At 32.3% G+C, this 15,640-nt stretch carries 12 protein-coding genes; all 12 read right to left on the reverse strand.

The genetic code is table 11. From position 1 onward, the window contains the following. Positions 1–3: 3 nt before the first annotated feature. Positions 4–1,470, reverse strand: coding sequence for an SGNH/GDSL hydrolase family protein (locus ACJJVK_RS03970; protein ID WP_405563413.1), 1,467 nt, complete (start codon positions 1,468–1,470; stop codon positions 4–6). 8 nt (positions 1,471–1,478) lie between these two features. Beyond that, positions 1,479–3,113, reverse strand: coding sequence for a sulfatase (locus ACJJVK_RS03975; RefSeq protein WP_405563415.1), 1,635 nt, complete (start codon positions 3,111–3,113; stop codon positions 1,479–1,481). 158 nt (positions 3,114–3,271) lie between these two features. Further along, positions 3,272–4,771 (reverse strand): sulfatase, encoded by a 1,500-nt coding sequence (locus ACJJVK_RS03980; RefSeq protein ID WP_405563418.1) that lies wholly within the window; start codon positions 4,769–4,771, stop codon positions 3,272–3,274. A 12-nt stretch (positions 4,772–4,783) separates the two neighbouring features. Next, a complete protein-coding gene (locus ACJJVK_RS03985) occupies positions 4,784–6,073 on the reverse strand; it encodes a DUF6786 family protein (RefSeq protein ID WP_405563420.1) in 1,290 nt (429 codons plus the stop codon). A 24-nt stretch (positions 6,074–6,097) separates the two neighbouring features. After that, entirely contained in the window at positions 6,098–7,660 is a 1,563-nt protein-coding gene (locus ACJJVK_RS03990) for an arylsulfatase (protein WP_405563422.1), read from the reverse strand. Between the two features lie 70 nt (positions 7,661–7,730). Then, positions 7,731–9,143 carry a sialate O-acetylesterase gene (locus tag ACJJVK_RS03995; RefSeq protein WP_405563424.1) on the reverse strand — a complete coding sequence of 471 codons (1,413 nt, stop codon included), beginning with the start codon at positions 9,141–9,143 and terminating at the stop codon, positions 7,731–7,733. A gap of 8 nt (positions 9,144–9,151) precedes the next feature. Beyond that, entirely contained in the window at positions 9,152–10,516 is a 1,365-nt protein-coding gene (locus tag ACJJVK_RS04000; RefSeq protein ID WP_405563427.1) for a sulfatase, read from the reverse strand. A 106-nt stretch (positions 10,517–10,622) separates the two neighbouring features. Continuing rightward, positions 10,623–12,155 (reverse strand): sialate O-acetylesterase, encoded by a 1,533-nt coding sequence (locus tag ACJJVK_RS04005; protein ID WP_405563429.1) that lies wholly within the window; start codon positions 12,153–12,155, stop codon positions 10,623–10,625. Positions 12,156–12,162: 7 nt separating this feature from the next. After that, positions 12,163–13,578 (reverse strand): sulfatase, encoded by a 1,416-nt coding sequence (locus tag ACJJVK_RS04010; protein WP_405563432.1) that lies wholly within the window; start codon positions 13,576–13,578, stop codon positions 12,163–12,165. Between the two features lie 12 nt (positions 13,579–13,590). Then, complete coding sequence (locus ACJJVK_RS04015) at positions 13,591–14,985, reverse strand: sulfatase (protein ID WP_405563435.1); 1,395 nt, start codon at positions 14,983–14,985, stop codon at positions 13,591–13,593. Beyond that, entirely contained in the window at positions 14,972–15,298 is a 327-nt protein-coding gene (locus ACJJVK_RS04020) for a hypothetical protein (protein WP_405563438.1), read from the reverse strand. Before ACJJVK_RS04020 ends, ACJJVK_RS04015 begins: the two co-directional genes overlap by 14 nt. Then, positions 15,274–15,636, reverse strand: a complete 363-nt coding sequence (locus ACJJVK_RS04025; RefSeq protein ID WP_405563441.1) for a hypothetical protein — start codon at positions 15,634–15,636, stop codon at positions 15,274–15,276. Before ACJJVK_RS04025 ends, ACJJVK_RS04020 begins: the two co-directional genes overlap by 25 nt. Positions 15,637–15,640 lie beyond the last annotated feature (4 nt).

Below are 15,640 nucleotides of genomic sequence, written 5' to 3' on the forward strand. Positions count from 1 at the left end.
ATTTTACTTTATTTCTTTACCTATCTTTTTAGCCAAAACTTTATATCCATCTTTGGTAAGGTGTACACCATCTTTAGAAAATTTAAAACTCTTTTTCATTAACTGATGAACATCTATTAACGTTACATCTTGCTCTAAGGAAATTTCTTTAACAATAGGAATTACCCAATTATTAAGAGCTTCTTTACGTTCTTTAATAAATTCCTTTTTTGGGTTTTTCTCTACCCAAATAGGCATAGGTGTTAATACATAAATCTGAGTATTTTTATTCTTTTTCTTATAACTTTTTATCAATTTTAGGTATTCACTTTTAAACTCTTCTTTTGCAGAACCATTAAATTTTGTTGGACGTTTAGGGTCTAAAAACCATTTTGGATTTGCATCATTTGTACCAAACATAATTAAAACAATATCTGAACCAAATTTTATAGATTTCTTATACTCATTTATTTTAGCATACGGAAAATTGCTACCATCAATTAAAGTTGCACCTCCTTTTCCAAAGTTTTTCACTTGGTATTCTTTGCCTAAAAAACCTTGTAAAAACTGTGGATATTGCGCTTTTGTATTACTATCACCTACACATGCTACTTGTATTAGCTCCCTAAAAAGTGTTGGCTTACCTTTTACATATCCTAACTTTTTTAAGAAAACATCTGTATCATAAGTGGTTAAATTATAATATTTATTTCCTCCTCCTTTTCTAAAAAAATCGCCATTAAAGAATCCATGACCAACATTTTCTACTGAAACTAATTTACAATCATTTCCTAACTCATTTGCTATTTTAGTAAATCGAGATGCATTTTCAAAAGGAACTGTTTTGTCTTTTGTTCCATGAAATAATAACATTGGTGGTAAGCCTTTTTTAAGTTGATGAACTGGTGATATTTCTTTTTCTCTACCTACAAGTTTATTGGCTCCATACCCTTTTTTTGTAGTGTCTGAAACAGGATTGTAAGCAACAACTGCATTAGGTATAGCACTTATTGATAAATTTTCGTTCTTATTTTCAAAACCTTCAATTACTGATGTAGACAAAGCCACATGCCCACCAGCAGAACCACCTGCAGCAACTATTTTATTAGGATCAATATTAAATTCTTTTGCGTGTTCTCTAACCCAACGTATGGCAGATTTACCATCCTCTACACATTCCAAAGGAGTTGTTCCGTGTGTATTTTTTATTCTATATTCTGCAGAAATTGCTAACATTCCTCTTGATGCAAAATATTTACTTTGTTGATAAAATTGTTTCGGATTTCCACTAACCCAACCTCCACCAAAAAAGAACACAATTGCAGCAGTTGGTTTTTTAGACACTTTAGGTTGAAAGATATGTAAATACAAACTATCCCCATCAATTACTTTGTACAATAGTTTTTTATCTAGTTGTATATTTTGTGCTCTCATTGTAAAAACTGAGCATATAAATAGCAAGAAAACAATTACCTTCTTTTTTGATTTCATTTTATAATTTATTTAGTTTCTACTTCACTTCCCCACCAATCTTTATTTGGTTGCCAATCTGGAGAAAGCATTTCTTTACGTTGTTTTTCTAAACTTGGTAATCTTTTTGTTTTCTGATTTTCTAACCATTTTTTACGTGCTTCTTTATTCCATAAAGGATCTTCTGTAGCATAATGTGTACCCATAGATTTTAACCAAGTTAACAGCTGTATCTTCATTTGATTTGCAATTTCTGACTGACTTTCTGCAATATTATGAGCCTCTTTTAAATCGGTTTCTAAGTTGTACAATTCAATATGTAAATCTTCCCAATAATAAATCAATTTCCATTTTCCTTTTCTAATGATAGAGCTTGGTTCTCCTCCTTGGTTTCCATAATGAGGATAATGCCAATAAAGTGGTCTCTCATCAATTTTTTCTCCAACTAAAAGAGGTTTTAAACTTACTCCGTCTTTATGATTTTCTGGTTTAAGAGGCAAGCCAGATAAATCTAACAACGTTGGAAATAAATCTGTACCAGAAACAGGAACATTAATATTACTACCATTTTGTTGTAACCAAGGCACATCAATAAAATATGGTATTCTTATACCACCTTCCCATTGATATCCTTTTCCTCCTCTTAAACTCAATTGGTTGGTAGAAAAATTATCTCCAGAAGTAACCCCACCATTATCTGATGTAAAAACTACAATAGTATTTTTATCTAAACCTAAGTCTTTTAAGGTTTTCATTACTATACCAATAGCATCATCTACTTGTTCTATTAAACCAGCATAAACAGGGTTATCTTGGTATTTTCTGGCGGGTAAAACGCGCTCCATTTCAAATCCATTTTCATGAATTCCCATTTTTTCTGCTTTGTTTCTATACTTTTCCCATTTTTCTTTTGTAGTTTGTATAGGTCCGTGAACCGCATAAAAAGAAAGGTAAGCTAAAAAATGTTGATCTTTGTTTTTAGTAATAAAATTACTTGTTTCTTTAGCCAATTTAATTGATAAGTTTTGACCTTTTTCTTCTGGTAAATTTGGCAAATTTGGGTTTTTATATGGCGAAAAATAACCTCCACTTGGGCTTCCTGATTGAAACCCGCCAATATTTATATCAAACCCATGATCTGTAGGCAACGATTTTTGCTCTTTGCTACCTAAATGCCATTTACCTGCAAAAAAAGTAGCATATCCTTCTTCTTTAAAAGCTTCTGCTAACGTTAAAGCATTAGGGTCTAAATGTTCACTAAAATTTGGTGGTAATAATTTAGTATATCTTTTTTTTGTTTTCCAGGCTTTCCCGCTTAAATTTTTTCCTTCAAACTGAGTAATTCCATGTCTCGCAGGCGATTGACCTGTTAATAAACTTGCTCTTGAAGGACTACAAACTGTGCAAGCTGCATATCCATTAGTAAAAACGGCTCCTGAATTTGCAATTTTATCTATGTTTGGGGTTTCGTAATATTTACTACCCATTACGCTTAAATCTGAGTAGCCTAAATCATCAACCAAAATAAATAGAACATTTGGTTTTGTTGGTGTTTTAATAGCTAACTCTTTTACCTTTTCTGAATTAGTTTTACATCCTAATAAACTAAAAACCAGTAAAAATGTAAAAGACATTTTTTGTATAGATTTAATCTTTTTTTTCATTATATTTTATGTTTAATCAATATTAAATTTCTCTATTATAAAAACTATTTTTGTATACCTGTAACATTATAATAAATAGATTGTCTAGTTATTTTTTTGTTATTTAAAAGCAAAAACAGTTTTATATAATTGGTTTTGATTCTTTATTCTTTACTTTCTTAATAACTCAATACAGAAGCTGATGGTAATGGCACATTATTTACCTTTCTCCATTCTGTAAGTTCTTTTAATAATTCAGTAGCTTTATTACTGTTTTTATCTGCAATATTTTCTGCTTCTTTTAAATCTTCTTTAAGGTTGTACAACTCTACTTTTCCACTATTTAAAAACTGAATGAGTTTCCAATCTCCTTTTCTGATAACAGAACATGGGGGATTTTTATAGGTACTAGCAAGATGCCAAAAGAGAGGACGTTCTTTCAATTTTTCATTTTTCAACAAAGGCACTATAGAAGTTCCATCCAAAATACCTTTATAATTTTTTACTTGCCCCAACTCTAAAAATGTTGGAAAATAATCCATTCCACTTATAGGTGTTTTAGAAATTCCTACATCCACTTTTCCTTTCCAATTGACAAAAGCAGGTACTCTTATTCCACCTTCGTAAACCTGACCTTTTGCACCACGCAATGTGTTTGTGTTACTTGTTATTCCATTAAACCCATTATCTGACGTGAAAATTACAATGGTATTTTCTCGCAAACCTTCTTTATCTAAATAATCAAAAATACGTTTTACATTCTCATCAACAGAGGCAATCATACTTGCGTAACCTGCTGCTTGCACTTTATTTCTAATTCCTTGCCCAGTAATTGTATCTGCTTGTTTTTCCATAAACTTCTCAAGCCACGCTTCATTCCTTGGCACAATAGGCCTATGTGGTGCATAATAATGAAGATTGATAAAAAAAGGTGCTTCTTTATTTTTTTTGATAAAAGAAATCGCTTCATTTGTCAATCGATCTGTTAACCATTCGTCCTCTTTTTTATCTTGTATAAATGGATTTTTAAACGGAGCTTGATAACCTCCACTTTCAGATTTATATCCTTTATCGTAACCTCTTGCTGGGTCTCCCCACCAAGTACCTCCAACATTTTCATCAAATCCTTTTCCTATTGGATAATATTGTTGAATTTCTGCTGATTGATGTTGTTGTAACCAATCTAAAGTTCCATTTTTAGGCTGGGTTAAATGCTTATCAAAGGGATAGTTTTTTTCTTCTTTAGGATTGGGCCCTACCACATGCCATTTTCCTATATGAATAGATTTATAACCTACTTCTTTAAGCGGTTGTGCATACATGGTGTGTTTTAAATCTACTGTCCAACGTGAAAAAATATTGTGTTCACTATCCCCCCTTTCTAATACAGGAACATTGTACACCCCTGTTCTAAAAGATTGTTTTCCAGTTAACAAAGCTGCTCTAGATGGCGAACACATTGGATACATGTAAGCATCTGTAAACACTAAACTTTCTTTGGCTAGCGCATCTAAATTTGGTGTTTCAAACCATTTACTGCCCATAAAACCAACATCTTGCCAACCCAAATCATCTGCCATAATAAAGATAATATTAGGCTTTATTTCTTGAATTTGTTGAGCTTTACAAGCTGTTATTCCCAAAAGACAAAAAACGAATACTTTAAAAAATCGTATCATTTTAAACGTTTTTTAGTTAAAAACTGTTTTAATATCTTTAATACTAACTCCAAAAAGTTCTTTCACTATAGGGTTTAAGGTATCTTCATCTGCTTCAATATGGCAAGTTAACGATACATGTGTTCCGCTTTCACCAGCTTTTAATGCCAATGCTTTTGATGAAGTTTCTAACTCATAAAAAGGGCCTAATGGTTTTGTACCAGGTTCTGGTTCTCCATCATTATAAGCATTAATTACATCTCCCTTAAATGGATCTTCTTGAATTTCCCACATAGAATTTACATAATCTGTAACATTTTTAGGTTTATTGTATTTTACAATGGTTAAAATACCATTTTTAGAATCGTAAGAACCAGCAATGTTTTTTGCTCTCATAGGAGTTAAACCTATTTTACTTCTGTATTCTCCATCTCCTTTAAAGAAAATTGCATTTTCCTTAACCACTAATCTATCTGCAGGTACTTTTCCAAAGTAAGTATCATTTACAATAGTTCCAAGATCGCTGTTATCTCCCTGAACATAAGGAATTACTATGGTAGTATTTGGCGAATGATTAAACATTCCTAGTAACCAAATAGAAAGCAACCCTGTTTCTTTTTCCCAATTAGCTTTTCCTAAATTTGTAAGTGTATTGGTCGTTTGATATGCAACCGTTTTTAACTCTTCTGAAAGAGTCTTTAAACCTAATTCTTGTTGAATTTCTTCTTTTGATAAAACAGCAACTTCACGTTCAATACCTAAATCAAATTCAAATCCAGAATAATTTTTTAAAGTTGCCTTTTTGGTGAAAACTGCTTTGTTTGATGAAACACTTTTCACATCAAAATGTTCTAAATCTATTAATTTAGGTGTATACCAATCATCTAGAGTAAACTCGTCTCCTTTTTTAAAGAAGATAGAATATTGTCCTCCTTCTGGCCCTAACCAAAAACGTTCTTCTCCTCCAAATACGTTGATATGCTCTAAAGTATCTTTTGATTTGAATAACTCTTTGTTAATCCATCCATAGCTTCTTCCCTTTTCTCCATATGCACTACTGGTCATCACTCTTCCTTGTAATGCTGCTGAAACTGCTACTTTAGAATTGTTAGATTCATCTGAAAGTTCAATTAATTCGATATAATTTTTCATAAAAGATACATCATCACCATAACTATTTCCATCTACATTACTTTCTTGTTCTTTTTCTGTTGTCTGCTTTTCTGATTCAGTCTTCTTCTCAGTATTACAAGATGTGATTGTTAGGCTTAACAATAGTAAAATTGCAATGTTTTGAACGCATTTAAAAAGTGTGTTTTTCATTCTTTAATAATTTAGTTTTGATTCCTATTTAGCTTTTGGTCTATAAGTATCTAAAATAGCTTCCATTTCTTTTACAATTTCTGGATACTGATTGTACACATTAGTAGTTTGATTTTTATCTATTTCTAAATTATATAATTGTGCTGGTTGTGCATCTGGCTTTAACTTTCCATTTTCCATGTCACTATTTTTTCCGCCCACCAAATTTACACCTGCTGGTCCACCCCAAGCATGATGATGTGGCTTAGAACCATTAAATCCACCACTACCTTTAGCAGGAATGTACATCCATTTTCCTTTTCTTAAAGACAAGTTCTTTTCTTTTCTTGGAGCCAACAACAATTCTTTACGAAACTCTCCTTCTTGTCCCATAAAAGCAGGTAGTACATTTATACTATTTTTATCTGTTAAGTCGATTGTTTTTTCTTGCTTTGTAAGTGCTGTAAAAGTCGCCAACATATCTATGGTAGAAATTAATTGATCTGATGTGGTATTTTCTGGAACCTTTCCTGGCCATTTTACAATAAAAGGTACACGATGTCCACCTTCCCAAACACCAAACTTAAAACCTAGTAAATCTCCGTTAACCTTATGTCCTTTTTCTACTGCAATTCTACCACCCAAATTTAACATTGCTCCATTATCACTGGTAAAAACAATCATGGTATTTTCTGTTAATCCATTTTCTTCCAAACTTTTTACAATTTCTCCTACCATCCAATCTAACTCATGTATATAATCTCCATAAAGACCAGCTTGACTTGTTCCTTTAAATCTTGGTGCTGGTGTAAATGGGTGATGGATATTGGTTGTAGCAAAATATAGGAAAAACGGATTTTCTTTATTTTTTGAAATCCATTCTGTAGCTTTTTCGGTTAAATACGTTCCTGTTTTTTCATCATCATAAATTTGATGTGCTTTTAATCCACCTGCAAAAAGGTTATCACTTTTTTTAGAAGCTTCTTTAGGAAATGTTGGAGTTGGTGAAGGTTTTAAATCGCCTTTATAATTTCTACCCAAATACACCAAAGGATCGTCTTCATTATACCCCACAATGGTTTTATTTTCTACATACACGTAAGGACTTCCACTATTCACAAAAGGAACTCCCCAATAATAATCAAAACCTACTTCGTTTGGTCCTTGTCCTAAAGGAACTTGCCAATCGTTTTTATCATCTCCAAATCCTAAATGCCATTTTCCAAGACAGGCTGTTTTATATCCCTTATTTTGAAATACTTTACCCAATGTTAATGTAGCAGGGTCAATAATCAACTTAGAAAGTGTAGGTAAAGGTCCCCAACTATCTACTTTGATAGGATATTCTCCAGTCATTAACGCATATCTAGAAGGTGTACAAACTGCTGATGCTGTATGTGCATCTGTAAACATTCTCCCATCCGTGGCCAATTTATCAATATTGGGTGTTTGCACTTTTGTAGCGCCATAACATCCTACATCTCCATAACCTAAATCATCCACAAAAATAAAAACCACATTTGGATTTTCTTGTGCTTGTATTTTTACCAAACCTAAAAAAAACAAAAACACACTATTTATTATTAATACTAAAACTCTTTTTTTCATATTATTCTATTTTAAACTTATAAGACAACACCCTTAACTACTATTTTATATAATTATAAAATCAAAATACTTATTCTGCATCTGCATAAAGTACTTGATCCCAATTATCTGTTCTAAAAGGAAGTGCAGGCAAACCGTGTTTGTTGTATATAGTTCCGTTTGCATTGTTTTTCCAATTGTATCTTACTGCTACCGGGTTTTTAACTTTAGAAGAACTTACTATAATTTTATTTCCATCTTGTTTTACCTGTGCCTTATGGAAAGTTTTATTTTCTCCTGCAATATAAAATGCAGGAATTTTACCCATTGCAGCACCAACAGAGTGTAATTGAGAACCAGGTGTTTCGAATTGAATAATTAATTTTTCAGCTTCTATTTTATAAGATTTTAAGAAAGGACCAGTGTACACAACCTCTTTTTTTCCGTAAATGTTATTTAATGCGATTAAACTTAACCTACGTCCTACTTCTTTTTTTTGCGGAGGATGAATATCATAAAAAGCCCCAATATCTTGTGTAGCTGCAACTCCTGTATTTGGCAATTTTAACGCTTCTAACTGTGCTTCTACAATCCTTGGAACACCAAATTTATCTGGATAATTATAAGGTGCTATTTGTACAAAATAAAAAGGAAAGCTGCCAATATTCCATTGATTTCTCCAACTAGTTATCATATTAGGAAAAAGTGTTTTGTATTGTTTCCAGTTTAAAACATTTGATTCTCCTTGATACCAAATTGCGCCTTTTATCTTATAATTTGTTAAAGGAGCAATCATACCATTATATAAATTAGAAAACTTATTCTGCTTCCCTTTTTTTAACATTGTTTTTTCTATACCTTCTATAGGTGTCCAAGGTTCTACCTTAGTTCCTCCCCAAGCTGATTGAATTAAACCTATGGGTGTATTTAATTTATCTGATAATTGTTTTCCGAAGAAATAACCTACTGCTGAAAATTTTAATACTGTTTCTGGTGTGCATTCTACCCATTTTCCAACACAATCTTCTAAAGTGGTATCTGATTTTTTTCTTTGTACTACAAACATTCGAATTGACGAAGAAGTAGCTTTTTGCGATTCTTCCCAGAAATTTACAATTGGTTTTTGACCATTTCTAAAACCTAACTCTCTTTCCATATTGGACTGCCCAGAACACAACCAAACCTCTCCAAATAAAATATTAGAAATAGAGAGCTTTGTAGAGCCACTTATTTTCATCTTCCCTATTTTTCCTGCTTTAGGTGTACTAACAAATAATTCCCATTTACCTGATTCATCTGTTATTGTTTTTATTGATTTAGACCAAGATAGATTAACAATTATATTTTGTCCAGGATTATCCCATCCCCATATTTTTACTTCTGATGATTGCTGTAACAACATATTATCAGACAAAATTGAAGGTAATTTCGTTTGAGCTGTTAATGTTTTAAACCCTACAAAAAGTAAAAAACAACATAAAATTCTATTTAATAATAGTTTCATAAATATATTTAATTTTTTTCTTGAATATTCTTAAAAGAAGGTACTCTTTGGTCTATTCCAACTACATCAATATCTCCTAGTTCTTTTCTTGCTCTTTCAGCTTCTTTTAATAATTCTTGTACAATTTCTGGGTGTTTGTGTGCAATATCTGTCAACTCTCCCATATCTCTATCTAAATTAAATAATAGTGGACGTTTTAAAGCGATTAATCCTTTACATCCAATATTTTTTAGATTTTTTCCTCCAAAAGGTTTTTCATCTTTATTTTTAGACCAAAAAGGCTGATCTTCAGAAGTTCTTGGTAAATGTAATTTCCACTTTCCTTTTCTGATCGCTTGTAGATTGATACCATTGTAATAATACACATAGTCATGAGGCGTATCACCCTTCCCTGTTTTTAAAATTTTGGTGATGTTTTTCCCATCAATCACTCTGTCTTGTGGGATTTCTGCACCTGCTAAGGAGGCTAAAGTTGGCAATAAATCCATAGAAGATAAAAATGTATTATTTACACCTATAGCAAAATGATCTTTCCATTTGATAATGGCAGGAATTCTAAAACCACCTTCCATAGTTGTATATTTTCCTCCATTTAACGCTCCTGCTGATCCTCCAAAATGACAAATAGCAGGTCCATTATCTGATAAGAAAACCACAATGGTATTTTCATCCAAACCTTTTTCAGAAAGTGCTTTGGTTAATCTCCCTACATGATGATCTAACTCCTGAACATAATCGCCATACAAACTCCCTTTTGAGGTTCCTATAAATTCTTTACTTGGTTTTATTGGAGAATGTACTGAATGATAAGCTAAATACAGAAAAAATGGATTCTCTTTATTTTCTTCTACATATTCAATGGCCTTGTTGGTATAGTCTCCAATTAGTGTTTCAAAAGCTATATTTTCTTTTACTACTTTATTATCGAAATAGATATCATCTAAGTCTGGGTGACTTTTATGCCAATTAGATTGTAATCCATAAAAATGTTGAAATCCATGGTCTATTGGTTGAGCTCCTTTATGAAATCCTAAATGCCATTTTCCTATGGCAAGTGTTGCATAATCTTTTTTTACAAGTAAATCTGCAATGGTAATTTCTTCTTTATCTAAACCATAGTTTTTGTGTTTTTCACCTGTCTGTTGAGCTACAGGAAATCCATTTCGTATAGGATAACGTCCTGTTAACAAAGCTGCTCTTGATGGGCTACAAACAGAAGAAGCTACCTGAAAGTCTGTAAATCTTAATCCTTCATTAGCCAAAGCATCAATATTGGGTGTTTGCACATCTTGTGCTCCATAACAACTTAAATCACCATAACCTAAATCATCTGCAAATAAAATAATGATGTTGGGTTTATCTTGAGCAAGCATTTTTGTATTACTCACCAAACAAAGCAGTATTGTAAATAAACTTATCCTTAACATTTTCGACACATTTCGATTTGACAATTCAATTTTTTTCATGTTTTATTTTTTATTACTCCTCCCAAATATCCGTTCTAAAAGGATATGCTGGAAGCTCACTTTTGTTAACTAAATTAACCGTTGGTTTCCCAGAAAAAGCATAACGAATATATTTTGGATTTTTAACTTCTGGAGAACTTAAAAGAACTGTTTCTCCTTCTAATTTGGCAGTAGCTTTTACCCATTTTTGAGAATTGTCTGTAATCCAAAATCCAGATGGTGCTTTTCCATTCGTAGTTTTTAAGCCTTCTGCATGGTTAAAATGGACCAATAATTTTCCTTGTAAAACCTCAACTTTTTTAAATATAGGTCCTTGAGCTTCTCCCTTTACGTTTAACGTTTTTTTAGCAGCTAGTAATGCTGTTCTTTGCCCAATAGGTAATTTGTCTGTAGGATGAATATTTTTAACATCACCTAAATCAATGGTATTTACAACAGATACATTTGAAAGTTCTGTAGCAGATAATTGAGATTCTCGCATCCAAGCCCAAGATTCTTCTGTAGGACTTTCAACATCAATTTGTTGTTTTGCTTGTGTTCCTTTTCCATAACCTGGAAGCATCACTATCATAAAATGCATTTCATCATCGTTCCAATTTTTACGATATGTTTGAATCCATTTTTTTAAAACTTCATCATAATCTTTCATACCACAAACTCTATGGAACCAATTGGCTCCTTCTACCTCTGGTAAACCTTCTATATAACGCGTATTTCTTTCTCCTTGGTACCATATCAATCCTCTGTTAGCAAAAGGAATTAAAGGATGCATCATTGCATTGTAAATAATATTAGAATTGCGTCTTAAAAAGATATTCTCACCTCTTGTCCAATTTTCTTTATGGATGAGTTTTTGAATTCTTGCAACTCTTTCTTTATCAGCATCAAACTCTTGCATAATGGTTTTAAAGTGAGGTAATTCTTTAGTCATAAATCTTGGCATCCAAGCTTCTATAGAAGAGCTTCCCCAAGAGGCTTGAATAATTCCCACAGGAACATTTCCTAAATTGTTTAAAAAGTAAGCAAAAGAAAAAGCTACTGCACTTTTAGGATGTGATATTTCCCATTTACCTGGTGCTTCATTTTGTTCTTCAAGCGCTACCTTATTTTCAACAAAAAAACTACGAATGTTTTTAGCCAAAGGAACCAATCCTCTAACTTCTGCTGAAGAATTATAACTCATTACCATGTTAGATTGTCCTGCACAAATCCAAACTTCTCCTACCAAAATATCTTTAATGACCAATTTTTTATCTCCTTCAATCATCATATCTTTTCCCTCAAAAGAGGTTTCCAATGGATCTAAATAGATCATCCATTTTCCATTATTGCCTGAAGTTGTCCTTTTTGTTTGACCATCAAACTTCACCGTAATTTTTTCATTTGGAGTACTAGTTCCCCAAACAGGTAATTTTTTTTCTCTTTGCAATACCATATGATCTCCAAAAATATTAGCTAACTTTAAAGATTGTGCATTTAACGTAAAGCAAGTAATGCTTAAAAATAGTACGACTACAGTTTTTATTATATATAAGTTTTTATTCATAATTATTTTATTTTTTCTCTTTTAATGGCACAATATTATTAGGTGTAAAATAAGGCTCGTTACCTAATGGTCTGGCATTTTTTCCTCTATTTTTATAGACTCCAATATCTTCCTTTGCCCAAGCTAACAACTCCATCAATTCTGATACAACTTCTGGGTTTTCGTTGGCAACATCAGTAGTTTCGGCAATGTCCTTTTCTAAATTATACAACATTGGTTTAAAGAATAATACACGATCTTTTGGTGCACTATGAACAGGCCATTTTTTATAAACAATAGAAGTTGGATCTGGCTCATGTGCCAAATGTAATTTCCATTTTCCTTTTCTAACCGCACGTAAAATATGGTGTTGATAATAGAAAAATGGTCGGTCTAATGCTGTTGATTTTCCGTGAATAATATTTGAAATATCCAAACCATCAATCACTCTATCTTTTGGTACTTCTGCTCTAGCAATTTTTGCAATGGTTGGCAATAAATCTATGGTTGCTACAATATTTTCTGATGTTTTTCCTGCAGGTACTTTTCCAGGTGCACGTATAATGGCAGGAACTCTAAAACCACCTTCCCAAGCTGAAGTTTTTGCACCTCTTAATGGTTCTGCATGTCCACCATGATCTTTTTTAATCCACCAAGGACCATTATCACTAGTAAAAATTACATAAGTGTTTTCATCTAATCCTTTTTGTTTTAAATGCTCTAAAATTCGTCCTACATTATCATCAATTTCCTCAATCACATCTCCATACAAACCACCTTCTGATTTTCCTCTATAAGCATCAGAAACCGCCAATTTAGTATGTGGCATAGTGTGCGCTAAATACAAGAAAAAAGGTTCTTTTTTGTTTTTTTCTATAAAACGAATAGCTTCATCTGTATAACGTTTGGTAAGTGTTGACATATCAGCATTTCTTTCTACCAAATGATTACCTCTTATCAAATGAACTCTAGCATCATTACTTCCTGGCGTAAAAAAAGATTCGTCAAAACCTTGATGCATTGGCAGTAAATCTGGATTGAATTTTTCAGGATTATGACCTGCCAAATCCCATTTACCAATCATTCCTGTTTTATAACCCACAGGTTTTAATACTTCAGCTATGGTTACTTCACTTAAAGCTAATTTAGGATGCGGTGTATCACCATTATCATTACGAGCATTTCTCATTGGATAAGAACCCGTCAATAAAGCGGCTCTTGATGGACCACAAACGGTTTGAGCGTAGAAATTAGTGAACTTAATCCCCTCAGATGCCATTTGATCTATATTGGGTGTTTTTATGTTTGGAGAACCAAAACAGCCCAAATCTTGATACCCTTGATCATCTGTAAAAATGATGATAAAGTTAGGTTTTTTATTTTTCTGAGCACTACACGAATTAAAGCATAACAATACTAAACTCCATAAAATTAATTGCTTCATTCTTTTAAGTTTTTATTTTGTTAATGGCTTATGATTTTTTACAAAAGCTGCGGGTCTACTATTTTTATTTAACTCCTGCTCAAACACTTGCATTTGTATCTTAAGCTTTTCTACTATTTCTTGATGTTCTGTTGCTACATTTTTTGTTTCTCCAATATCTTTTTCTAAATTGTAAAGTTCTGGCAATCTTTTTTTAGACACTCGTAATTTCCATTGTCCAACTCTAACTGCTTCTAACTTTTCTTTGCTATAGTAAAAAAAAGATTTGTGTGGACTTTTACTTTTTTCTTGTAATGTAAGCGTTATATTTTTACCATCAATAACACGATCTTTAGGCAATTCTACTCCTGCTAAATGAGCAAACGTAGGTAATAAATCCATGGCAGACATCAATTCATTATTTACAGTTCCTCTCTTAATTTTAGCTGGCCATTTAACCACTGTTGGCATTCTCATACCTCCTTCATAAGTACTTCCTTTTTTTCCTTTTAATGGTTTTGCACTTCCTATGGTTGGACCATTGTCTGATGTAAAAATGACAAAGGTATTTTCTTCAAGTCCATTTTTTTTCAATGCATCTAATATTTGACCTACAGACCAATCAATTTCTGCTATGGTTTGTGGATATATTTTATCTCTAATTTTATAGTCAATTCCTTTTTCATTTTTTAACGCTTCCCTTATTTCTTTAGGAGCGCTTTCCATAAATTTTGGTGATGCCAACAAAGGACGATGTGGACTCGTATGAGGTACATAAACAAAGAAAGGATTCTCTTTATTTTGTTCAATAAATTTTACAGCTCTTTCTGTAATTCTTTTATTTAAATAATCCGGATCTGGATCTAACTCAACAACCTTTTCGTTATCTAATACTGGTAAGGATGGAAAATTAAATTTCTTTTGATTTTGATGAAGTGGAAAAATATCATGACTATAAGGCAGTCCAAAAAACTCATCAAAACCTTGCTTATTTGGCATAAATTCTGGCTGATCTCCTAAATGCCACTTTCCAAACATTCCTGTTTTATAACCAGCTTGTTTTAATACCTCTGCAATGGTAATCTCTTCTGGATTTAATCCTTTTGAATCTGATGCTAAAAGTACAGGAAAATTATTCCCTGTTGCCAATCCAACTCTTTTAGGATAACTTCCTGTCATTAATGCTGCTCTTGATGGAGTGCACAAAGGTGCTGCTACATAAAAGCTAGTAAGCTTCACTCCTTCTTTGGCCATTTGATCAATGTTGGGTGTTTGAACATGAGCACCTCCAAAACAACCCAAATCTGCATAACCTTGATCGTCCGTAAATATGATGACAAAATTAGGTTTGTTACTCTTGTTTTCTTGACTAAAAGCATTACATGCGAACAATGCTAAAATCAACCATATTTTACTATTTATTTCCATATATGACTTTTTTTAAAAATGATGAAATGTATCCTCCTAATTCTTGATACCCTTTTTCATGGTAATGCACATCATCCTCTCCTTTTCCATTTTTTTGATGGATTTTTTTTGAAATTTCGTAAATATCATTCATCACAATATCATTTTCTTCCATCACACGACGTGCAACCTTATTATATTTAATCTCATCTTCTGTATACCTTCCTGCTTCTTGAGTGGGCACATAAGAAGTGGTTACAAATATTAGTTTGGCATCTGTTTTTTGTTTGATTTTTTTTACAATCGCTCTTAAATTACTTTCATAATCTGCCAAAGAGAATGTAATCGTCCCCTGTTTTTATCTCTTTTTCCTTGAGTTTTAGACTCTGGATGTCTGTAACGCAAATCCCACAATCCCCAATTGAATTGAATGACATCCCAATGCTCATTTCCAATCCACTTTTCTATATTTTTTAATCCTTTTCCTGTGTGTTGAGCATTTCCTGGATTGTGTTTTACTAAGGCAATATCTTTTAAATTTTCTTGCACAAAAGATGTATATCCTATAGAAATAGAATCTCCAATAATTAATACTTTTTGCTGTTTCTTGTTAAACGCAAGAGCAATGATGACAAAGAAAGTTACTAAGAGTATGCTTGTTATTTTTTTCATATTT

This window comes from Polaribacter sp. Asnod6-C07 (assembly GCF_045063625.1).
Lineage (GTDB): Bacteria > Bacteroidota > Bacteroidia > Flavobacteriales > Flavobacteriaceae > Polaribacter > Polaribacter vadi_A.

Coding starts and splice junctions, on each gene's coding strand:
- ACJJVK_RS03990 (WP_405563422.1), bottom strand. CDS start 7,660: ATGAAAAAAAGAGTTTTAGTATTAATAATAAATAGTGTGTTTTTGTTT.
- ACJJVK_RS03995 (WP_405563424.1), bottom strand. CDS start 9,143: ATGAAACTATTATTAAATAGAATTTTATGTTGTTTTTTACTTTTTGTA.
- ACJJVK_RS03975 (WP_405563415.1), bottom strand. CDS start 3,113: ATGAAAAAAAAGATTAAATCTATACAAAAAATGTCTTTTACATTTTTA.
- ACJJVK_RS04010 (WP_405563432.1), bottom strand. CDS start 13,578: ATGAAGCAATTAATTTTATGGAGTTTAGTATTGTTATGCTTTAATTCG.
- ACJJVK_RS04005 (WP_405563429.1), bottom strand. CDS start 12,155: ATGAATAAAAACTTATATATAATAAAAACTGTAGTCGTACTATTTTTA.
- ACJJVK_RS04025 (WP_405563441.1), bottom strand. CDS start 15,636: ATGAAAAAAATAACAAGCATACTCTTAGTAACTTTCTTTGTCATCATT.
- ACJJVK_RS03970 (WP_405563413.1), bottom strand. CDS start 1,470: ATGAAATCAAAAAAGAAGGTAATTGTTTTCTTGCTATTTATATGCTCA.
- ACJJVK_RS03980 (WP_405563418.1), bottom strand. CDS start 4,771: ATGATACGATTTTTTAAAGTATTCGTTTTTTGTCTTTTGGGAATAACA.
- ACJJVK_RS04000 (WP_405563427.1), bottom strand. CDS start 10,516: ATGCTTGCTCAAGATAAACCCAACATCATTATTTTATTTGCAGATGAT.
- ACJJVK_RS04015 (WP_405563435.1), bottom strand. CDS start 14,985: ATGGAAATAAATAGTAAAATATGGTTGATTTTAGCATTGTTCGCATGT.
- ACJJVK_RS03985 (WP_405563420.1), bottom strand. CDS start 6,073: ATGAAAAACACACTTTTTAAATGCGTTCAAAACATTGCAATTTTACTA.